The sequence below is a fragment of the Streptomyces mutabilis genome, assembly GCF_046628145.1.
In the GTDB taxonomy this organism is placed as follows: domain Bacteria; phylum Actinomycetota; class Actinomycetes; order Streptomycetales; family Streptomycetaceae; genus Streptomyces; species Streptomyces mutabilis.
On sequence record NZ_CP176874.1, the window covers coordinates 6,962,613 to 6,983,350 of the forward strand.

General features: G+C 72.8%; 19 protein-coding genes. 9 read left to right on the forward strand and 10 right to left on the reverse strand.

Going from position 1 to position 20,738, the window contains the following annotated elements:
* Nucleotides 1-287: 287 nt before the first annotated feature.
* Nucleotides 288-731 (reverse strand): hypothetical protein, encoded by a 444-nt coding sequence (locus ACLIN4_RS31110; RefSeq protein ID WP_289909350.1) that lies wholly within the window; start codon nucleotides 729-731, stop codon nucleotides 288-290.
* Between the two features lie 473 nt (nucleotides 732-1,204).
* Here ACLIN4_RS31110 and ACLIN4_RS31115 point away from each other — a divergent pair, with 473 nt between their 5' ends.
* Both ACLIN4_RS31115 and ACLIN4_RS31120 read left to right on the forward strand, forming a co-directional pair.
* On the forward strand, nucleotides 1,205-1,381 hold the full coding sequence (locus ACLIN4_RS31115) for a hypothetical protein (protein ID WP_107478868.1): 177 nt from the start codon (nucleotides 1,205-1,207) through the stop codon (nucleotides 1,379-1,381).
* Between the two features lie 44 nt (nucleotides 1,382-1,425).
* Nucleotides 1,426-1,908 carry a GNAT family N-acetyltransferase gene (locus ACLIN4_RS31120; RefSeq protein WP_107478867.1) on the forward strand — a complete coding sequence of 161 codons (483 nt, stop codon included), beginning with the start codon at nucleotides 1,426-1,428 and terminating at the stop codon, nucleotides 1,906-1,908.
* A gap of 8 nt (nucleotides 1,909-1,916) precedes the next feature.
* Here ACLIN4_RS31120 and ACLIN4_RS31125 read toward each other — a convergent pair whose 3' ends face one another.
* Complete coding sequence (locus ACLIN4_RS31125) at nucleotides 1,917-3,260, reverse strand: amidase (RefSeq protein ID WP_290011927.1); 1,344 nt, start codon at nucleotides 3,258-3,260, stop codon at nucleotides 1,917-1,919.
* A 286-nt stretch (nucleotides 3,261-3,546) separates the two neighbouring features.
* On the opposite strand from ACLIN4_RS31125, the gene ACLIN4_RS31130 reads away from it, so the two are divergent.
* Entirely contained in the window at nucleotides 3,547-6,573 is a 3,027-nt protein-coding gene (locus ACLIN4_RS31130; RefSeq protein ID WP_290011928.1) for an alpha-mannosidase, read from the forward strand.
* A 66-nt stretch (nucleotides 6,574-6,639) separates the two neighbouring features.
* Here the strand turns inward: ACLIN4_RS31130 and ACLIN4_RS31135 are convergent, their stop codons facing one another.
* Nucleotides 6,640-8,043, reverse strand: a complete 1,404-nt coding sequence (locus ACLIN4_RS31135) for a lipase maturation factor family protein (protein WP_107478865.1) — start codon at nucleotides 8,041-8,043, stop codon at nucleotides 6,640-6,642.
* A 122-nt stretch (nucleotides 8,044-8,165) separates the two neighbouring features.
* Here ACLIN4_RS31135 and ACLIN4_RS31140 point away from each other — a divergent pair, with 122 nt between their 5' ends.
* Together ACLIN4_RS31140 and ACLIN4_RS31145 are read left to right on the forward strand one after the other, a co-directional pair.
* Nucleotides 8,166-10,256 (forward strand): SpoIIE family protein phosphatase, encoded by a 2,091-nt coding sequence (locus ACLIN4_RS31140; protein WP_100048093.1) that lies wholly within the window; start codon nucleotides 8,166-8,168, stop codon nucleotides 10,254-10,256.
* Between the two features lie 52 nt (nucleotides 10,257-10,308).
* Complete coding sequence (locus tag ACLIN4_RS31145) at nucleotides 10,309-11,172, forward strand: Fpg/Nei family DNA glycosylase (RefSeq protein WP_290011929.1); 864 nt, start codon at nucleotides 10,309-10,311, stop codon at nucleotides 11,170-11,172.
* 109 nt (nucleotides 11,173-11,281) lie between these two features.
* Here ACLIN4_RS31145 and ACLIN4_RS31150 read toward each other — a convergent pair whose 3' ends face one another.
* The 3 genes from ACLIN4_RS31150 to ACLIN4_RS31160 form a co-directional block, all read right to left on the reverse strand.
* Nucleotides 11,282-11,935, reverse strand: coding sequence for a zf-HC2 domain-containing protein (locus ACLIN4_RS31150; RefSeq protein ID WP_307651737.1), 654 nt, complete (start codon nucleotides 11,933-11,935; stop codon nucleotides 11,282-11,284).
* Between the two features lie 189 nt (nucleotides 11,936-12,124).
* The gene (locus tag ACLIN4_RS31155) at nucleotides 12,125-12,640 is read right to left on the reverse strand and encodes a hypothetical protein (protein ID WP_107478862.1); all 516 of its coding nucleotides are present in this window, start codon (nucleotides 12,638-12,640) and stop codon (nucleotides 12,125-12,127) included.
* Between the two features lie 141 nt (nucleotides 12,641-12,781).
* Entirely contained in the window at nucleotides 12,782-13,336 is a 555-nt protein-coding gene (locus ACLIN4_RS31160) for a sigma-70 family RNA polymerase sigma factor (RefSeq protein WP_043386308.1), read from the reverse strand.
* A 296-nt stretch (nucleotides 13,337-13,632) separates the two neighbouring features.
* On the opposite strand from ACLIN4_RS31160, the gene ACLIN4_RS31165 reads away from it, so the two are divergent.
* Entirely contained in the window at nucleotides 13,633-14,787 is a 1,155-nt protein-coding gene (locus tag ACLIN4_RS31165; RefSeq protein WP_289909344.1) for a CapA family protein, read from the forward strand.
* Nucleotides 14,788-14,806: 19 nt separating this feature from the next.
* On the opposite strand, the gene ACLIN4_RS31170 is transcribed toward ACLIN4_RS31165, so the two are convergent.
* A complete protein-coding gene (locus tag ACLIN4_RS31170; RefSeq protein ID WP_100049418.1) occupies nucleotides 14,807-15,280 on the reverse strand; it encodes a MarR family winged helix-turn-helix transcriptional regulator in 474 nt (157 codons plus the stop codon).
* Nucleotides 15,281-15,337: 57 nt separating this feature from the next.
* On the opposite strand from ACLIN4_RS31170, the gene ACLIN4_RS31175 reads away from it, so the two are divergent.
* Nucleotides 15,338-16,153, forward strand: coding sequence for an alpha/beta fold hydrolase (locus ACLIN4_RS31175; RefSeq protein WP_290011932.1), 816 nt, complete (start codon nucleotides 15,338-15,340; stop codon nucleotides 16,151-16,153).
* On the opposite strand, the gene ACLIN4_RS31180 is transcribed toward ACLIN4_RS31175, so the two are convergent.
* Together ACLIN4_RS31180 and ACLIN4_RS31185 are read right to left on the reverse strand one after the other, a co-directional pair.
* The gene (locus tag ACLIN4_RS31180) at nucleotides 16,150-17,565 is read right to left on the reverse strand and encodes an amino acid permease (protein WP_290011933.1); all 1,416 of its coding nucleotides are present in this window, start codon (nucleotides 17,563-17,565) and stop codon (nucleotides 16,150-16,152) included. The genes ACLIN4_RS31175 and ACLIN4_RS31180 overlap by 4 nt on opposite strands.
* Before the next feature lie 102 nt (nucleotides 17,566-17,667).
* Nucleotides 17,668-18,129 (reverse strand): universal stress protein, encoded by a 462-nt coding sequence (locus ACLIN4_RS31185; protein WP_100049421.1) that lies wholly within the window; start codon nucleotides 18,127-18,129, stop codon nucleotides 17,668-17,670.
* A 110-nt stretch (nucleotides 18,130-18,239) separates the two neighbouring features.
* On the opposite strand from ACLIN4_RS31185, the gene ACLIN4_RS31190 reads away from it, so the two are divergent.
* Nucleotides 18,240-19,076 carry a polysaccharide deacetylase family protein gene (locus ACLIN4_RS31190; protein WP_100049422.1) on the forward strand — a complete coding sequence of 279 codons (837 nt, stop codon included), beginning with the start codon at nucleotides 18,240-18,242 and terminating at the stop codon, nucleotides 19,074-19,076.
* A gap of 30 nt (nucleotides 19,077-19,106) precedes the next feature.
* Here the strand turns inward: ACLIN4_RS31190 and ACLIN4_RS31195 are convergent, their stop codons facing one another.
* Nucleotides 19,107-19,772, reverse strand: a complete 666-nt coding sequence (locus ACLIN4_RS31195) for a class F sortase (RefSeq protein WP_364903097.1) — start codon at nucleotides 19,770-19,772, stop codon at nucleotides 19,107-19,109.
* A 331-nt stretch (nucleotides 19,773-20,103) separates the two neighbouring features.
* On the opposite strand from ACLIN4_RS31195, the gene ACLIN4_RS31200 reads away from it, so the two are divergent.
* Complete coding sequence (locus tag ACLIN4_RS31200; RefSeq protein ID WP_179342814.1) at nucleotides 20,104-20,598, forward strand: hypothetical protein; 495 nt, start codon at nucleotides 20,104-20,106, stop codon at nucleotides 20,596-20,598.
* Nucleotides 20,599-20,738: the final 140 nt, after the last annotated feature.

Here is a 20,738-nt window from a genome sequence, read left to right on the forward strand (position 1 = left end):
CGGCGTCAGTTCCCTGGCCCGTCCGCCCCGGCCGCGGCTACCGTGGGGCGAGCGCCGGTGTGCCCGGTGCGCCGGTCACGCGTACTTCGTGGTTCGATCCCGTACAGGCCCGCCACGAGGGCCTGCCGCCCGTCGGGGGCACCGCGCGACCTCCCGGACCTCGGGCACACCGCGCGCACGGCCTCCAGGACCTCCGGGCACGGCGCGCACGGCCTCCCGGACCGCTGGTCACTGCGCGCACGGCCCCCTGAACCCCCGGGCACCGCACGCACGGCCCTCCGCGCGCCTCAGTCGACGGCCCCCAGTCGCGAGTTCCGCGCCGCCACAAGCTCCAGTACCGTGCGCCAGTCCTCCAGGACCCCGGCGTCGAACACCGCCGTGCGGGCCTCCTCGTCGGCCTGGCGGAGAGTGACCAGGTCGTCGTCGTGGGCCCAGGCCTCCGGACGGGCGTGACGGCGCAGCAGTCGGGCGACGCGGGCGCCGAGCAGGGGGCGCACCGCCTCGGCGGTCCGCCCGGACGGATTTCCGGGCCACAGCAACCGTCCCACGGGCGAGACCAGACCGGCCACCTGGAGCTCCTTGTCAGCGGGGCGGCGCCGGCGCAGCAGCGCGGCGGTGCGCAGCGCGTGCCCGTGCAGGTCCACCGGCCCGCTGTCGTACCCCGCGGCGGGCCGTTCGCCCCGGCAGGCGTACAGCAGGTCCATCAGCTCCTCGACGCTGCGCAGTTCCATGCCTCGGTCCTCCCACGAGACAGCCGTTGCCGACCGGCAGCAGACCATGGCCAGCTTGCGCCGCAGCCAACGGCAACTTAACTGCGCGACCCGGCACCGCCGACATTCGAAGGTACGGTCGCCGATATGGGCCGAACGGGTGAGTTACGTGCGGTGCACAAGTGGACATGACGGGGCATATCGGGGTCAACTGTCCGAAGAATGAAGGGCAATGGTTCCCCCATGTTTTGAGCCCCATAGAGCGCACCCCCGCTCATTTGGTTAATCTGGAGCGGACGGACGTCAGTACAGGGTCCAACCCACACCCAGGGTCCGTCACGGGACGAGCCGGTTCACAGCGGCCTGCTCTCGCACGAGTTGCCGGCGCCACCGCGTCCGAACTGCATTCGACCCACACCCGAGCGGACGCCAAGGTGCCGGACCGAGACTGGCCGGCAGGCCCCGAGGGTGACCCGACACATAAGGAGTGCGCGGTGACACCGGAGACGACGACGAGTCCAGAACAACGCCCCAGGGAACGCGCCGAACGTACGGGCCGCCGGCCCGGCGAGATCGGCAGCCTCGACGTGTGGGCCAGGTCCGCCCCCATCCGCCTCGCGGGCTACGAGGAGGACCTCGCCGAGCCGCACATCCTGCCCAGCGTGGACTGACCCGCCACGCCCGCCGCGAGCATGGGCGTGCGAGACTCACGCCCATGCTGATCAGGGAAGCGACGGCCGACGACTGGCCGCACATCTGGCCGTTCTGGCACCGCATCGTCGCGGCGGGCGAGACGTACGCCTGGGACCCGGACACGTCCGAGGAGGACGCCCGGGCCCTGTGGATGAACCCCGCCAAACGCGTCTACGTCACCGAGGACGACACCGGCGCCGTCGTCGCCTCCGCCTACGTCACCCCCAACTACGGCGGTCCCGCCGCCCGCATCGCCAACGCAGGCTTCATGGTCGACCCCGACCGGGCCGGCCGCGGCACCGGGCGCGCCCTCGCCGAGCACGTCCTGGCCGCCGCCAGGGACGACGGGTACCGGGGCATGGTCTTCAACGCGGTCGTCGAGACCAACCCGGCCGTGCGGCTGTGGACCTCCCTCGGCTTCACGATCCTCGGCACGGTGCCGGACGCCTTCGAACACCCGCGGCACGGGCGGGTGGGCCTGCACATCATGTACCGGGCGCTGTAGGACGCCGATCAGTCCAGGGGCGCCGTCCGCCGCCAGGGGCGCAGCGCCTCGATCCGCTCCGCCAGCTCCAGCAGTGCCGCCTCCGAGCCGGGGCGGCCCACCAGCTGTACGGCCGTGGGGGCGCCCGAGGGCAGGGTGCCCACCGGCACCGTCAGCGCGGGCCAGCCGGTCAGGTTCCACGGCGGTGTGAAGGGCGAGTACGCCGAGTCGGCCACGACGTTGCGCAGCCAGCCCCGCTCGTGCCAGGGGCCGGCCTCGGGGGAGCGGCGGGCCAGTGCCGGAGTGAGCAGGACGTCGTACTCGGCGAAGAACGGCTCCAGCCGCTCGCGCAGCGCCCGCCGGCCGGCTCCGGAGGCGGCGGTACGCACGAAGTGCCGACCGAGGGCGGCGTGCACCCGCGTCCGCCGGGCCAGCAGCCGCCGGTCCAGGTCGCGCGCGTCCACGGACGTACCGGCCGTCCAGTGGGTCAGGGCGGTCACGCCCAGCGACGCCGGGTAGGGCGGGTCCGCCCGCCGCACCTGGTGCCCCGCCCGCATCAGCACCCCGGCCGCCTCCCGGACGGCGTCCGCGTACGGGCGGGAGACGGTGACACCGGCGAGGGGGCTGCGCAGGGAGGCGGCGACCCGCAGGGCGCCGGAGTCCTCGCGGGGCGCCGGCCCGCCGTCCGCGAGGACCGCCAGCATCAGCCGGGTGTCCGCCACCGTCGTGGCCAGCGGCCCGTTCTCGGACATGCCGAACCAGTCGCCGTCGCCGATGCCGGCCGGCACCACGCCGTGGCCCGGCTTGATGGTCACCAGGCCGCAGTTGGCCGCCGGTATGCGCAGCGAGCCCATGCCGTCGTTGCCGAGCGCCAACGGCACCATCCCGGCGGCCACCGCGGCCGCGCTGCCGCCCGAGGAACCGCCCGCTGAGCGGGCCGGGTCCCACGGGTTGCGGGCGGTGCCGTGCACGCCCTCGGTGGTGCCGAACACGCACAGTTCGGGCACGTTGGTCAGCCCCACCACCACCGCGCCGGCCGCCCGCAGCCGGGCCACGGTGACGTGGTCGGCCCCGGCCGGCGTGTCCGGCGTCGCGGCGGAGCCGACCCGGACGGACTCGCCGCGCACGGCGAGGTTGTCCTTGACCGCCACCGGCACCCCGGCCAGCGGGAGTTCGCCCAGATCGCCCCGGGCGCCCACCTCGTCGGCCTCGGCGAGCGCCGCCTCGGCCCGCACCGCGCGGAAGGCGCCGACACGTCCGTCGAGCCGCTCGATCCGGGCCAGGTGCGCCGCGACCACCTCGCGGGGCGTGGCCCTCTTCTCGCGTACGGCGGCGGCGATCTCGGCGGCGGTCCGGCCGGCCCAGTCGGTCACAGGGGGCTCCTCGGGGTGCGATGGGACGGGATTACTCACGAGTACGCAGGGAGCACTCTGCCCGCCCTGACACCCCCGCGTCGAGGGTGCGGCGACCACGGACCCGCGCCACCCCGCCGGGCCGGCCCCGTGCCGTCCCGCCCGATCAGCCGCCGCACCGTGACCCGGACCGTCCGGGCCGCACGGTTCGAAGCACGCGCCGTTGGGGAGCTGTACACCACGTCCGCTCCCGCAACCGTCACGCACCCCCGGTAACCACCCGCCCCACCGACCCCGGAGCACCCGCATGCATGACGACCGCAACCTGGTCGAAGCCCGCCTCGAGCGTGTCCTCGACGAGCGTGTCCGCCCCGCCGTGTACCCCGAGTCCGTACCCCTGGACGTGGCGGTCTGGCACGCGCCCGGAGAGCCCGTGCCGGTCGAGGAGGGACTCGCCGCCGAACCCGAACCCATCGAGGTGGGCGCCCGCTGGGGCGCACCCTGGGGCACCAGCTGGTTCCGCGTCACCGGCACCGTGCCCGAGAGGTGGGCCGGGAGGACCGTCGAGGCGGTCCTCGACCTCGGATTCGACGAGAACATGCCCGGCTTCCAGTGCGAGGGCCTGGTCTACCGCCCCGACGGCACTCCCGTGAAGGGCATCAACCCGCGCAACCAGTGGGTGCGGATCGGCGCCCCCGCCGAAGGCGGCGAGGAGGTCCGCCTGCACGTCGAGGCGGCGTCCAACCCCGTCATCTTCGGCCCCCGCCCCTTCGTGCCCACCCAGTTGGGCGACAAGGACACCGCGGGCAGCGAGCCGCAGTACACCCTCGCGCGCATGGACCTCGCCGTCCTCGACGAGACGGTGTGGAACCTCGTGCTCGACCTGGAGGTCCTCGGCGAGCTGATGGCCGAGCTGCCGGTGGAGTCACCGCGCCGCTGGGAGATCCTCCGCGCGGTCGACAAGGCCCTGGACGCCATCGACCTCCAGGACGTGAACGGCACGGCGGAAGCCGCCCGTTCCCGCCTCACCGGGGTGCTGTCCGCCCCCGCCGTCCCCTCCGCGCACCGCATCAGCGCCGTCGGTCACGCGCACATCGACTCGGCGTGGCTGTGGCCGCTGCGCGAGACCGTGCGCAAGGTGGCCCGCACCACCGCCAACATGACCGCCCTCCTGGAGGACGAGCCCGACTTCGTCTTCGCCATGTCGCAGGCCCAGCAGTGGGCGTGGGTGCGCGACCACCGGCCCGAGGTGTGGGCGCGGGTGAAGAAGGCCGTGGCCGACGGGCGGTTCGTGCCGGCCGGCGGCATGTGGGTGGAGTCGGACACCAACATGCCCGGCTCGGAGGCGATGGCCCGGCAGTTCGTGCACGGCAAGCGGTTCTTCCTCGACGAGTTCGGCGTCGAGAACGACGAAGCGTGGCTTCCGGACACCTTCGGCTTCGCGGCGGGCCTGCCGCAGATCATCAAGGCGGCCGGCGCCAAGTACCTGCTGACGCAGAAGATCTCCTGGTCCCGGACGAACAAGTTCCCGCACCACACCTTCCGCTGGGAGGGCATCGACGGCACCCGGATCTTCACGCACTTCCCGCCCGTCGACACCTACAACTGCTCCATGAAGGGCAGCGAGATCGCCCACGCGGTGAGGAACTTCAAGGACAAGGGCGTCGCCCGGCACTCCCTCGCCCCCACCGGCTGGGGCGACGGAGGCGGCGGCACCACCCGCGAGATGGTCGCCAAGGCGGCCCGGCTGCGCGACCTCGAAGGCTCGGCGACGGTCGAGTGGGAGACCCCGCAGGCCTTCTTCGAGAAGGCCGAGGCCGAGAACCCCCGGCCGCCCGTCTGGGTCGGCGAGCTCTACCTGGAGCTCCACCGCGCCACCCTCACCAGCCAGGCCAGGACCAAGCAGGGCAACCGCCGCAGCGAGCACCTGCTGCGGGAGGCCGAGCTGTGGGCGGCGACGGCGGCCGTCCGCGCCGGGTTCCCCTACCCGTACGAGGACCTGGACCGCCTCTGGAAGACGGTCCTGCTGCACCAGTTCCACGACATCCTGCCCGGCTCCTCCATCGCCTGGGTGCACCGCGAGGCACGCGCCACCTACGACCGGGTCGCCGCCGAACTGAACGGCATCATCGACGCCGCCCAGCGCACCCTGGCCGGCGCGGGCGACACCCCGCTGCTCTTCAACTCCGCCCCGCACAGCCGGGCCGGCGTCGAGGCGGGCGCGGCCGCGGTCCCCGCCGCCGAAGGCCGCACCGGCCTCACCCCGCGCCCGGACGGCGGACACGTCCTCGACAACGGCCTGCTCCGCGTCGAGATCGACGAACGCGGACTGGTCGTCTCGGCGTACGACCTCGCCGCCGACCGCGAGACCATCGCGCCCGGCGCGGCGGGCAACCTGCTCCAGCTCCACCCCGACCTGCCGAACATGTGGGACGCCTGGGACGTCGACGAGTTCTACCGCAACACGGTCACCGACCTCACCGACGCCGACGAGGTCGCGCCCGGCGACGACGGCGCCTCGGTACGGATCACCCGCTCCTTCGGCTCCTCCCGCGTCACCCAGGTGCTGACCCTCGCGCCGGGGGAGCGGCGGCTGGAGGTGGACACCGAGGTCGACTGGCACGAGACGGAGAAGTTCCTCAAGCTCGCCTTCCCGCTCGACGTGCACGCCGAGCGGTACGCGTCCGAGACCCAGTTCGGGCACTTCCACCGGCCCACGCACACCAACACCAGCTGGGAGGCGGCCAAGTTCGAGGCCTGCAACCACCGCTTCGTCCACCTGGAGGAGCCCGGCTGGGGCGTGGCCGTCGTCAACGACTCGACGTACGGGCACGACGTCACCCGCACCGTCCGCACCGAGGGCGATGCCGGTACGACCACCACCGTGCGTGTCTCCCTCCTGCGCGCCCCGCGCTTCCCCGACCCCGAGACCGACCAGGGCGTACACCGCTTCCGGCACGCGCTGGTGCCGGGCGCGGGCATTGGCGACGCCGTGCGCGAAGGCTGGCGGATCAACCTCCCCGAGCGGCGTCACACCGGTGCCGGGGAGGTCGCGCCGCTGGTCACGGCCGACCGGGACGCGGTAGTGATCACCGCCGTCAAGCTCGCCGACGACGGCAGCGGCGACGTCGTCGTCCGCTTCCACGAGGCCCACGGCGGCCGGGTGCGGTCCACGCTGACGGCCGGCTTCCCGGTCGCGGGCGTGGCGGTCACCGACCTGCTGGAACGTCCGCTCGCCGGGGAGGAGGAGACGGCGGTCGAGGCGGACGGCGACCGGATCGGCGTGCGGCTGCGCCCGTTCCAGATGATGACGCTGAGGCTCGAGCGCGCGTAGCGCCTCGACGAGGTCCCGGACCGCGCCGTCGGCCGGTCCGGGCCCTCGTCACGGTCGCCGAGCGGTTCACGTCAGCCGCGTCGGCGGCAGGAACTCCCGCACGTACGTCCGCTCCCAGCACGCGCCCGTCTCGCGCAGCTCGCGCCAGGTCGTGTACCGGTAGCGGTACAGCCTGGCGCGCACGAAGCGCGGCGGCGCGTCGGGCGGGAACGGCGAGCGGCGCAGCAGCTTCAGCGTCGCCGGGTCGTTCTCCAGCAGCCGCTCCACGAAGGTGCCGAACCACGACCCGGCGTACGCGGGCGACAGCGCGACGAACCACATCAGCCAGTCCAGCCGCAGGTGGTACGGCGCGAACTGGCGCGGCCAGCGCCGTGGATCGCCGGGCTTGCCCTTGAACTCGTACTCCCGCCAGTCCCCGTCCGCACGGGCCACCTCGTCGGCGGTGCCCTCGATCACCACCTCGTGCCGGATCCGGCTGACGGTCCCGAAGGCGCCGTAGGTGTTGACCAGGTGGAGGGAGTCGAAGGAGCGGTTCATCACCTGGCGCCGGGAGATCATGTTGCGGACCGGCCGGTGGCTCAGGAAGACCAGCAGCGCCGCCACCGCCAGGACCACGACCTCGTACCAGAGCGGCGCGGCGGCCACGGACGGCGGATCGGCCGGGAACCGCACCGCCGACAGGGCCAGCACGATGGTGATCCAGTTCAGCCAGGAGAAGTTGCCCGAGAGCACCAGCCACAGCTGGGTCACGATCATCAGGGCCGCGGCGGCCGAGGCGACGGGCTGCGGGGTGAACAGCAGGAAGGGCACCACGAGCTGCGTGACGTGGTTCGCGGCCACCTCGACCCGGTGCAGCGGCCGGGGGAGACGGTGGAAGAACCAGCTCAGCGGTCCCGGCATCGGCTGGGTCTCGTGATGGTGGTCCAGACACGTCAGCTTCCGCCAGCACTCGTCGCCCCGCATCTTGATCAGCCCCGCCCCGAACTCCACGCGGAACAGCAGCCAGCGCAGCAGGAACAGCACGACGATCGGCGGCGCCACCTCGTCGTTGCCGAGGAAGACGGCGACGAACCCGGTCTCCAGCAGCAGCGACTCCCAGCCGAACGAGTACCAGGTCTGCCCGACGTTGACGATGGACAGGTACAGCACCCACGGCAGCAGCCACAGCAGCATCGCGCCCCACAGCGGCAGCAGCGAGTCCAGCCCCGCCGCCAGCGCCGCCGACACCGCGCAGCCCGTCCACGCCACGACCGCGAAGAGGCGGTCCGAGTAGCGCAGCTGGAACAGGCTCGGCGCCCTCCGGAACGGCACCCGCTCCACGAAGCGCGGCACCGGCGTCAGGCCGCGCTCGCCCATCAGCGGGCGGAACTGCAGGGCCGCCGTCAGGAACGCGACCAGGTACATGACGGCCAGACCCCGCTGGAACACCAGCCGGGCCGACCAGTAGTCGGGTGCGGTGAACCACTCCACGGCCGCGCTCCTCTCGTACGATCACGCTCTGTGTACCCCGCTCGGCCACCGGCCCCCGCCCCTGCCCACGGGCGGCGGACCAGGAGTCGAAGAATCGGGCGAATCCTGGCAAGGTAGGGCCCATGGCTGATCGGGCAGCGAGTGCCCTGTCACTCCCGGACGACTGGCCCGCCCACCCGGACCCGATCCTGGCGCTCAACCGCATGGGCAGCTTCGACTGGGACCTGGACACGGGACTGTTCCACATGGACGCCCAGGCCCACGAGGTGTTCGACCTGCGCCCCGAGGAGTATGACGGGCGCCCCGAGTCGCTGTCGGTGCGAGTGCCCGCGGCCGAGGGCCGGCGCCTGGACACGATCGTCGCCCAGGCCATGAAGGACGGCAGCGAGAACTACGGCACCTACTTCCGCCTGCGCCGCCGCGACGGCACCCTGCGCTGGACCCGCACCCAGGGCTACATCCGCCGGGACGAGACCGGCCGCCCCCGCCGCATCATCGGCATCGTCCGCGACGCGACCCAGGAGGTCGCCGACATCGAGGCCCACCGGGAGCAGGCCGCGCAGGACGAGGCCCGCCGCCGGCTCACCAACGTCGTCCAGCTCGCCACGGCCGCCCTCGCGCACGCCCGCACGGTGGACGAGGTCATCGAGGTCCTGCGCGACACCCACGGCCTCACCCGGCTGGGCGCCACCAGCCTCGTGATGGGCCTGGTGGAAGCCGGCCGCATCCGGCTGGTCGCCGACGGCCCCGACAACAGCTTCGTCCCCGGCACCCGCGTCACCCGGATAGACGAGCCCTACCCGATGAGCGAGGCCGTACGGACCCTCAGCCCTCGCTTCATCGAGTCACCGGAGGAGTTCGCCGAGCGCTACCCCCTGCTGTGGCGGAACATCACGCACCTGAACATCACCGCGGCCGCCTACCTGCCGCTGATCGCCCAGGCCCGGCCGATCGGCGCGATCGGTCTGCTGTACAGCGACCGGCACGGTTTCTCCCCGGAGGACCGCAACGTCCTCGTCGCGCTCGGCAGCGGCATCGCGCAGAGCCTGCAGCGGGCCATGCTCTACGAGCAGGAGATGGACCTCGCCGAGGGACTCCAGCAGGCCATGCTGCCGCGCACCATCCCGAGCGTGCCCGGCTGCGACGTCGCCGTCCGCTACCGCGCGGCCACCATCGGCGGCGCCTTCGGACGCGACATCGGCGGCGACTGGTACGACCTGATCCCGCTGCCCGGCGGCAGGGTCGGCGCCGTCATCGGCGACGTACAGGGCCACGACACCCACGCCGCCGCCGTCATGGGCCAGCTGCGCATCGTGCTGCGCGCCTACGCGGCCGAGGGCCACCCGCCGGCCACGGTGATGGCCAGGGCCTCCGTCTTCCTCCACGAGCTGGACACCGACCGCTTCGCCACCTGCCTGTACGCGGAGGCCGACCTGGCCACCGGAGTGGTCCAGGTGGTCCGCGCCGGGCACATCGACCCCCTGCTGCGGTTCGGCGACGGAAGCTGCCGCCGCGTCCCGGTGGAGGGCGGACTGCCGCTCGGACTGTCCGCCGAGTTCGGGCGCCTCGCCTACCCGGTCTCCACCGTCGAGCTGGACCCCGGAAACACCCTGCTGCTGTGCACCGACGGCTTGGTGGAGCAGCCCGGAGCCGACCTCGACGAGGGCATCGAGGTCCTCACCGCGCTCGTCGCCTCCGGCCCGCAGGACGTTCGGGACCTGGCGGACCGGCTCATCGACGTGGCGGAGGAGCGCCGCGGCGACGACGACGTGGCGCTGCTCCTGCTGCGCCGCCACACGGTGGGCGCCCCGAGGACCTTCGGCCGGCTCCAGCAGCACGTGCCCCCGGGCGACCCCGAGGCACTGACCGAGGCCCGGCACATGATCCGCGCCGCCGTCCGCGCCTGGGGGGCCTCACGGCAGAGCGACGAGATCGAACTGGTCGCCGACGAACTCGTCACCAACGCCCTCATGCACACCGAGGGCTCCGCGATCGTCACCCTGCGGCTGCTCACCGGCACCGACCGCCGGCTCCGGGTCGAGGTCGAGGACTCCTCGAGCGCGCTGCCGCGCCGCCGCGAGGCCGGGGACGACGGCGTCTCCGGACGCGGACTGCTGCTCGTCGAGACGCTCGCCGACGTGTGGGGCGTGGAGGCGCGCGGCGGGGGCAAGTGCGTGTGGTCCGAGTTCCTGGTGTCCCGCCCCGCGGGCTGAGCCCCGGCCGGGTCCCACTGGCACCGCCGGTCACCGGTGGCACTCTGGACGTATGCCAGAACTGCCCGAGGTCGAGGCGCTCAGGGACTTCCTGACCGAGAACCTGGCCGGCCGCGAGATCGTCCGCGTGCTGCCGGTGGCCATCAGCGTCCTGAAGACGTACGACCCTCCGCTCACCGCCCTGGAGGGCCACCGGGTGGCCGCCGTGCACCGGCACGGCAAGTTCCTCGACGTCGAGACCGCAGGCGGCCCGCACCTGGTGACCCACCTGGCCCGCGCCGGCTGGCTGCACTGGAAGGACAGCCTCCCCGGCGGGCTGCCCCGCCCGGGCAAGGGTCCGCTCGCCCTGCGCGTCGCCCTGGAGACGGGGGCCGGCTTCGACCTGACGGAGGCGGGCACGCAGAAACGGCTGGCCGTGTACGTCGTGGCCGACCCGCGGGAGGTGCCGGGCGTGGCCCGGCTCGGCCCCGACCCGCTCGCCGACGACTTCGACGAAAGGCGCTTCGCCGGCCTCCTCCGGACCGAGCGGCGGCAGCTCAAGGGAGCCCTGCGCGACCAGAGCCTGATCGCGGGCGTGGGCAACGCGTACAGCGACGAGATCCTGCACGCGGCGAGGATGTCCCCGTTCAAGCTGGCCGCGTCCCTCACCGACGAGGAGACCGCGCGGCTGTACGCGGCCCTGCGCGGCACGCTCACCGAGGCCGTCGAGCGCTCCCGGGGCGTCGCGGCCGGCCGGCTGAAGTCCGAGAAGAAGAGCGGGCTGCGCGTCCACGGCCGTACCGGCGAGCCCTGCCCGGTGTGCGGCGACACCGTCCGCGAGGTGTCCTTCAGCGACTCCTCGCTCCAGTACTGCCCGACCTGCCAGACCGGCGGCAAGCCGCTGGCGGACCGGAGGCTGTCCCGGCTGCTGAAGTGACGGGTGCCCCTCGACGGTCGTCCTTCGACGGCGTGCTCCGGTGGTCCTTCTACGACGGTCCTTCTACGACGGTCGTTCCAGAGGCCGATCTGCGCTCGTCCCGCGACGGTCAGCCGGTCGGGAGAGTCACCAGACGCTCCCCGTCCGCCGTCCGCACCTCGTAGCGGGCGATCTGGTCGGTGTGCAGGGCGGCCCCGCCGCGCATGGTGCTCGGCCGCGCGTCGCGCCCGGGGACCATCCAGCTGGTGACCGTCTGCTCCGTGCCGTCGCGGCCGACGGCGACCAGCCGGCAGGGCCGCGGGCCCGCCGCGTCCTTGACCGTGAGCTCCACGCCGGTGCCCCACGCCTCGTCCTCGGCCGAGAGCTGCGCCCACACCCCGGACCGTTCGTCGGTCGCGGTGACCCGCACCGCCGACGGGTCGGCCCCGCCCGCGTAGAGCACGGCACCGGGACCGGCCACGGCGCACACGACCGCCGCGGCCACGGCGTACAGCAGGCGCCTGCGGCCCGCCCGCCGACGCGTGGCGATCTCGGTCAGCAGCCGGTCCAGCAGGCGCGGGCCGGGCCTGGTCATGGGGTGGACGAGACGTGGCGTCGCCTGCCGGTACAGCATCAACTGGCGGGTGGCGGGGCCGAATTCGGTCACCTGCGTCGCGCACCGCGGGCATTCCATGAGGTGGTCCTCGAAGCGGAACGCGTCCGCCTCGTCCAGCACGCCGAGCGCGTAGGCGCCGACGTCACGATGCCTTTCCAGGGACCTCATGCCGAATCCTCGTGCCGTTGGGTGCGGGTGGGGTTACTCGTTGCTCCCACCCGTACGCACCGGACAGCCGAATCACTCAAGCCACGTACGGAATCGCAACCAAGGGGTTCGGAGCGGCGGCGCCGGCGGTTTGGTCCGCGCGGAAAGATTTTCCCGCGCCGGCCGGTCCCGGGGGTACCGGCCGGTCGTCTAGAAGAGGTGGATGGCGAGGTGGCCGAGCGGCAGCCCCAGCTGCCAGGCCGGCGTCCACACCTTGGGCCCCTCGTCCTCGCCGGTCACGGACGCCCCGCCGGGCACCGCGTTCAGGTCCGGGGCGAGCAGTTCGGTCTCCTCGAGCCAGCGCCAGGCGGCCCGGGCCAGGTCCAGGTCCGGCGAGTGCCGCCCGGCGGCGACGGCGTCGGCCGTGACCTCGGCGAGGCGCTCGCGCACCCACTCCTGCCACGGCTGGTCGTAGGCGGTCAGCGACAGCCAGGTCTCCAGCCGGGTGATGACCCGGATGCCGCTGAGCTCGTCGTCGGTGTCGGACAGGAAGACGGTGAGCGCCAGCGCGTCGCGTCCGGCGCGGAACTCGAAGGACGTGGGCGGCATCAGGTCGCCGGTCCGCAGCAGCTCGTCGGCGATGTACTCGGCGTACAACCACGCCATGGGGACGGTCAGTTCGCCCCCGCCGGCGCCGTCCGTGCTCTCTTGGCCTCTGTGCAGCATCCCTTCCTGCCTTCCTCCGGTGCGTTCGCGTCGCCCGACCCGGGTCATGGGCCCCCGTCCGGAACACGGATGAGGACAGCCGATTACTCAACCGGGGTCCCGGGCAAGGCGCTTTACGGAGGTTTGACCATTCGGTCGGTTTCACCGCAGGTCGGCGGCGTATCCCGGTAGCACCCTGCGCAGGGCTCGCAGCGCGTAGTACGCGCGGGACTTCACGGTACCGGGTGGGATGCCCAGGGCCGCCGCGGCTTCCGCCACACTCGCCCCCTGGAAGTACACCAGCACCAGGACTTCACGGTGTTCCGGAGTGAGTGTCTTCACAGCCTCGCGCACATCCAGGGCGGCGGCGGCCCGTTCGGCGTGATCGGCGCAGACCCGGGCGTTCTCCAGCACGGCGTCGCCGACCTCCGCGGGCCGCGCCTGCCGGGCCCGGCGCGCGTCGATCGCCAGGCGCCTGGCCACTGTGAGCAGCCAGGGCCGTACGGAGTCGAAGTCGTCGGCGCGCAGGGCCTCGGGGTGCTGCCAGGCGCGCACCAGGGTCTCCTGCACGAGATCCTCGGCGCGCTGCCGGTCTCCGTCGCTGAGCCGCAGCAGCAGCGCGAAGAGCGGCCGGCCGTGCTCGCGCTGCAGTGCGGCGAGCTCGTGCTCGGCGGTCGTCTTGCTCGTCCTGTCGATCAGGGTGGTTCCGGCCGTCATGGCCGTATGGCACCGCAGGGGGCCGTCCGGGGACAGGGCGCGCGCACGGGTGTGCGACGGACGGTCGATCGCGTCGACGAACGGTTCGACGAACGGTCGGCGCAGGCCGTCCGGACAATCCACGCACGCCGTTCGCGTGGTCGGCGTACCCGGTCCGAGCGGCCGGGACACCCCGTTGCGCACGCCGGACGGGCTAATGAGCGTGTCGGAGCCGTCCGGGACACCGCGAGACCATTACCTGTTTGTAGGTAAATGTGACTTTTCCTCGGTGTGTGCGACCCCAGCGGAGTGAACGGATGATCACACGCAGTCGGCAGGTGGCCCTGGCCCTGACCGCCCTTCTCACCGCGGGCGCGGCCTGTCAGGCCCGCGACCACGAACCGCCGAAACCACCGGCCCCGGCTCCGTCCGCCGCGGACACCGGCGCCTTCACCCTGGTCGCCTCCGGCGACGTCCTGCCCCACGACTCGATCATCGACCGTGCGCGCTTCGACGCGGGCGGCAGCGGCTACGACTTCCGCCCCATGCTGGCCGGCGCCCGATCCGTCGTCTCGCGCGCCGACCTGGCCCTGTGCCACATGGAGACCGTGTACGGCGCGAACGGCGACTACAGCGGCTACCCCCTCTTCAAGTCCCCGCCGGAAGTGGCCAAGGCGCTGGCCGCCACCGGTTACGACGGCTGTTCCACCGCCTCCAACCACAGCGTCGACGACGGGGCCGACGGCATCCGCCGCACCCTGGACGCCCTCGACCGCGCCGGTGTGCGGCACGCCGGGACGGCCCGCTCCGAGACCGAGGCGCACACCACCACCGTCCTGCGCGCGGGCCGGGCCGAGGTCGCCCACCTCGCCTACACCCTCCACACCAACGGCCACCCGCTGCCCGACGGGCAGCCCTGGGCGGTCGACATGATCGACGAGGAACGGATCGTCGAGGACTCCCGGGCCGCCCGGGAGGCCGGCGCGGACGTCGTCGTCGTGTCCCTGCACTGGGGCACCGAATGGCAGGACGAGCCCGACCAGGACCAGTTGACGCTGGCCCGGAGCCTGACCGCCGCCCGCACCGGCGACCGCCCCGCCGTCGACCTGATCCTCGGCACCCACGCCCACGTCCCCCAGGCGTACGAGAAGGTCAACGGCACCTGGGTGGTCTACGGGATGGGCGACCAGATCGCGGGCGAGATGATCAACGACGTGGGCGAACGCGACCCGCGCGGCAACCAGTCGACCATCGGCCGCTTCACCTTCACCCCGCCCGCCCGGCCCGGCGAACGCTGGCGGGTGACGAAGGCCGAGTTCGTCCCGCAGCTCTTCGACGTCGACGCGGGACGGGTGGTGAACCTCAACCGCGCGCTGGAGGAGGGCGCCGAGGTGCGGGCCGTGCGCGACCGCATCCGCGACGTCGTGCTCAGCCGGGGTGCGGCCGAGGACGGGCTGGTGATGGGGGAGTAGGGCGGGGCCACCGCGTGTGTCAGGCGTCGTCCACGTGGTCCAGCGCCGTCAGCATCGCCCCGAGCACCCGCAGGCAGGTGGCGACGTCGGCGTCGGTGAGGTCGCCGCGGACGTCGCGCAGCAGCCGGTGCTCCCGGTCCAGTACGGCGGCGATGGTGTCCTGCCCGGGCCCGGTCAGCCGGATCAGCGAGGACCGCCGGTGCGCCGGGTTCGGGATGCTCTCCACCAGGCCCAGCGCCGCGCCCTCGTTGACCATGCGCTGCACGAACTGACGGCTGATCGCCTGGGCCCGGCCCATCTGCGGCACGGTCATCGGTCCGTTGCGGTGCAGCAGCGTCAGCACGGCGCGGACCCCGACGGACAGGCCGTCGGCGGCCAGGCCCTGCTCGACACTGCGCTGCGCGCGCCGGTAGAGGGGGCCGACCAGGTCGTAGACCTCGGTGAGGCGCCGGGCGAGCGCGTCCGGCGGGAGGGGGGTGTCGGTGTCCTTCACCCCGCCATCATGACACCTGGGTTGCCAAACCGAGGTCAAGATGACACCTTGGTTGTCATGATAGCTGCTTCGGATCTGCGCTTCTTCACCTCCTCGGACGGGGAACTCGCCTACCGTGACGCCGGGGCCGGGGACCTGGTCGTCCTGCTGCACTCCGGATTCGTCGACCACCGCGTCTTCGAGGCCCAGATCCCGGCCCTCGCCGCCGGGTACCGCGTGATCGCGCCCGATGTCCGGGGCCACGGTGCCTCGGCCAACGCCACCCGGCCGTTCCGCTGGGCCGACGACCTCGCCGCGCTGCTGCGCCACCTCGACGCCGGGCCCGCGGCGCTGGTCGGTGTCTCCATGGGCGGGGCCATCGCCACCGACACGGTGCTGGAGTACCCGGAGCTGGTGCGTGCGGTGGTGGTCTCGGGAGCGGCCACCAGCGAGTTCGAGTACACCGACCCCTGGGTGCGGCAGGTGCAGGCCGAGCAGGCCCGCGCGCTGGGGGCGGGTGACGTAGAGGGCTGGGTCACCGCCTTCCTGCGCTTCGTGCCCGGCGAGCACCGCACCCTCGACGACGTCGACCCCGCCGTCCTGACCCGGCTGCGCGAGATGGCCCTCGGCACCCTCGCCAAGCACACCCCGGACGAGGAGAACCACCACGTGCCGATGACCGACACCTGGCCCCGCGTCCCGAAGATCGACGTGCCCGTCCTCACGGTCAACGGCGCGCTGGACGCGCCCGACCTGATCGCCGAGGCGGAACGGCTCGCCCGCACGGTCCCGGACGGCCGCTCCGCCACCGTGGAAGGCACCGCGCACTACCCCAACATGGAGCGGTCGGACGCCTTCAACGAGATCGTCACCGGCTTCCTCGGCAGCCTCTAACGCCGCCGCGCCAGTTCCGACTTCCGGTACGAGTACCCGAAGTAGATCACCAGGCCGACCGCGAACCACACGGCGAACCGCGCCCAGGTCTGCCACTGCAGGAACGTGATCAGCCAGATCGAGAAGACGATGCCCAGCGCCGGCACGAACGGCATCCACGGCGTCCGGAAGGTGCGCGGCAGCTCCGGCTGCCGGTAGCGCAGCACGATCACCGCCGCGCACACCACCACGAACGCCAGCAGGATGCCGATGTTGGTCAGCTCCGCCGCCTCGCCGATCGGCAGGAACCCGGCGATCAGCGCCGACGCGACCCCGACGATCCAGGTCACCCGGGTCGGCACGTGCCGCGTCGGGTGGGTCTTGGCGAACCACTTGGGCAGCAGCCCGTCACGCGACATGGCGAACCACACGCGGGTGACGCCCAGCATGAACGTGAACATCACGGTCAGGATGCCGATGATCGCGCCCACCGCGATCACGTCCGCCAGACCGCTCAGCCCTACCGACTTGAACGCCGTCGAGAAGCCGCTCTCCGGGTCGACTTCCCTGTAGTTCTGCATGCCGGTCAGCACCAGACAGGCCGCCACGTACAGCACCATCGAGATGATCAGCGAGTAGATGATCGCCTTCGGCATGTGGCGCTGCGCGTCCTTCGACTCCTCCGCCGCCGTCGACATCGCGTCGTAGCCGAAGACCGCGAAGAACACCGTCGCCGCGCCCGTGAACGCCCCGCCGACCCCGTACGGGAAGAACGGGTTGTAGTTCGTCGTGTCGATGTGGAAGACGCCGACCGCGATCACCAGCAGCACCACCAGCACCTTCAGCACCACCACGACCATCTCGAACCGGGCCGCGTTCTTGATGCCCAGGTTCAGCAGGTACGCGATGAGCAGGCAGAGCAGCGCGGCGAACAGGTCGACCTTGTGACCGTCGCCGGTGCCGGGCGCGCCCAGCATCCAGTTGGGGATGTCGGCGCCCATCTCCCCGACCAGGAAGCTGAAGTAGCCGGAGATGCCGATCGCGACCACCGCCACGATCGCCGTGTACTCCAGGAGCAGGTCCCAGCCGATGAACCAGCCCGCCAGCTCACCGAGGACCACGTAACCGTAGGTGTAGGCGGAGCCCGCCTTCGGGATCATCCCGGCGAACTCGGCGTACGACAGGGCCGCCGCGGCGCTCGCGACGCCCGCGATGAGGAAGGAGACGAGGACCGCCGGTCCCGCCGTGCCGTTCGCCACCGTGCCGGCCAGGGTGAAGATCCCCGCCCCGATGATGCCGCCCACGCCGATCGCGGTCAGCTGCCACAGCCCCAGCGTCCGCTGCAGGCCGGTTCCCCCGCCGCCCTCGGTTTCCTCGACCTGCTCGATCGGTTTGCGGCGGAGAACGCCCTCGCCCATACGGAACCCGGCCATGCGCCTCACCTCTTTGTGAACGGCAAACGGCTGACGGTGGATCATGATGACTCACACACGCCCGCGACGGAAGCCACGACGCACACGCCACTCCGACAGGAGTCACGGCACCACGGTCACCGGCCAGCGCCCCGCCTTCACCAGCCGCACCGCGACCGAGCCCACGATCCGGTGCCCGGCCTGCTCGGAGGCGCCCACGACGACGGCGTCCGCCTTCAGGTCGTCGGCCGCCTTCACCAGGCCGTTGTACGGGTCGCCGCGGAAGGTGTGGAACTCCCAGCGCACGTCGAATATCCCCTTGACCCGTTCGGCCGCCTCCCGGATGTGCGCCACCAGGTCCTCGGCGATCTCGTCGGTCGTCTCCGCCACCGGCGCCCCGAGCGCCGTACCCGCCGCCAGCACCGGCTGCACGTACACCACGGCGAGCAGCGCGTGCTGCCGCCGGGCCAGGCCGCCGGCGTAGGCCGCGGCCCGCAGCGAGGAGTCGGAGCCGTCCACCCCGACGACGATGACCTTCGGCCCGTCCGTGCCCCGCTCGAACCGCTGGGCGTGCTGTTCCGTCACGCGGCGAGGTTATCGGAGCCACTCCCGGCCTTGGCCCGTGCGGGTGGTTCCGTGCCGCCGCACCGGTGTTTCTCAGGTGCGCCGGACCCCCGCCGGGCGACTGATGAGTCATGCAGAAGGATCAGTTGCTCACCCGGCGTCGCGCACTGCTGGCCGGCGTCACGGCCGTCGGAGCGGCCGGCACCGCCGGCGCGCTCGCGGTGGGCTCGGGAAGCGGACCGGCCCCCTCGGCCGCGCCCGCCCCGGGCCCCGCGGCGCACCGCCCGCTCAAGCCGTCCGCCTACCGCCTCCAGCCCCTGACCGGATACGGCGCGCCCCGGGACGCGCTCCGGCGGCCACCGGTGCGCAGCGAGCCGATCCTGCGCATCTCCGGCCGGGGCCGCGTCATGATGCTCACCTTCGACGACGGCCCCGACCCCCGCTACACCCCGGACATCCTGGACACGCTGGCCGAGTACGACGTGCGCGCCACGTTCTTCGTCTGCGGGGAGATGGCGGACTACAACCGGGACCTGCTGTCCCGCATGGCCGACGAGGGACACGTCGTCGGCAACCACACCTGGTCCCACCCCCTGCTGACCCGGCTGACCCGGCGCCGCATCCGCACCGAGATGGAGCGCACGAGCGAGGTCGTCGAGCAGGCCTACGGCGAACCGCCCCGCTGGTTCCGGGCCCCCTACGGGGCGTGGAACCGCGCCGCCTTCCAACTCGGCGCGGAACTCGGCATGGAACCGCTCGCCTGGACCGTGGACACCCTCGACTGGACCACCCCCGGCACCGGCACCATCGTCGAGCGGGTCGAGGACGGCGCCGCCCCCGGCGTCGTGGTGCTCTCGCACGACGCCGGGGGCGACCGCTCACAGAGCGTCCGGGCGCTGCGCAGGTACCTTCCCGAGCTGCTGGACTCCGGCTACCACCTCACCGTCCCCCGCCGCCGGTTCGTCTGACGCCCGCCACGCCCGCTGGCCGGGGCCCGCTCAGCGGACCTCGGTCATGCGGGCGAAGGCGACGACGTTCCCCTCGTAACCGTTCTGCTTGGAGAAACCCCCGCCGCAGGTGATGACCCGCAGTTCGGGGCTTCCCTTGGACGCGTACACCCGGTCGCCGGGGAAGTCGTCCTTCGCGAACACCTCGATGCCGTAGATCTCGAAGACCGCCGTCTTCCCGTCCTGGCGGTGCACCTCGACCTTGTTCCCCTTCTTGAGGGCCCCGAGTCCGTAGAAGACGGCGGGCCCCTGCTGGTTGTCGACGTGGCCGACCACGACCGCGGTGCCCTTCTCGCCCGGAGTGACCGCGCCGGTGAACCAGCCCGCCAGGTTCGGGTCCTCGGGGGGCGGCGCGTCCACCCAGCCCTCGGCGTCGAGACCGACCGACATGACCGGGGCGTCGACCTGGATGGCGGGGATGCCGACCCGGTCGGGCACCGAGTACGGCAGCGGGGCGAGACCCGTGGCCGCGCCGTCGCCGGCCGCGACGCGGGTGTCCGAGGCGGCGGCCGACGCCGGCTGCGGCGGACCCTGGTCGAACTCCCCCGAACCGTTCCGGATGAGCGCGAGCCCGGTCAGCAGAACAAGCGCTATCACGCCCCAGGGAGCGCGCTTCCTGCGCCGCTCCTCCTCTTCGGCCCACTCGGACGCGTCCATTGGCCATCCCCTCTCGACCCGGCCGTCGCCGTGTCGTTCGCGCATACGGGCACGCTAAGCGCCGCACGCCCGACCGGCGACGGGGCGGTGGCGAACGGGTGGCGGGAGCGTCCTTCGGTGAGCCATCCGGGATGCGGCCGAATGGAATTCGCTGACGGTGCGTGACCTGCGGCGATATCGGCCCGCGCGGTTTCGGCCCCGTACGCCGCTCACCAGGACGGACCATTCCCGAAATGCGGCCCCGGGCACGGCAACTGAGGGTCATTCCGGGAGGCGCTTTCTCGCCGATCGACCGGGGACGGGTCCCGGGGCGTCTTCCGCGGAGGATCACATGCGCAACACTCGTGCCCTCGCGGCCGCCGGCGCCGCGGTCGCTGTCCTCGGGCTGGCCGCCCCCACGGCCACCGCGGGCGGCGACCACAACCAGCCGAGCAACATCGTCGCCCTGCCCAGCGTGATCGCCCGCGGCGGCCAGATGACCGTCACGGTCGACGGTTGCCCCCAGGGCGGCACGATGACCTCGGACGCCTTCCGGACGACCCACCTGACCCCGGTCAGGGGAGCCAACGAGACGTCCAAGGGCACCGCCACCATCAAGCAGGACGCCCGCCCCGGCTCGTACGACATCACCGTCAACTGCTCGGGCAGGCGCCTGACGCGTCCGGCCGCCTTCACCGTCATCGGCGGCGTCCGCGGGGGCATCGGCGGCAGCAGCACCAGCGGGGCGACGTCGGCCGACATCGCGATCGGCGGTGGGCTCGTCGCCGCGGCCGTCGCCGGCGGCGGCCTGTTCTGGATGCGCCGCCGCGCCGAGCGCCGCATCTGACCCGCCCGGCACGTCACCGTACGGGACCCGCCTTCGGGGGGCGGGCCCGTCCGGTCTCCCCTTCCCACCGCGCGCCGGCGTCGCACGGCCGGTTCGCGCACCGCACCGACAGGAGTGCGCCCCGGGCCCTTCCCGCACCG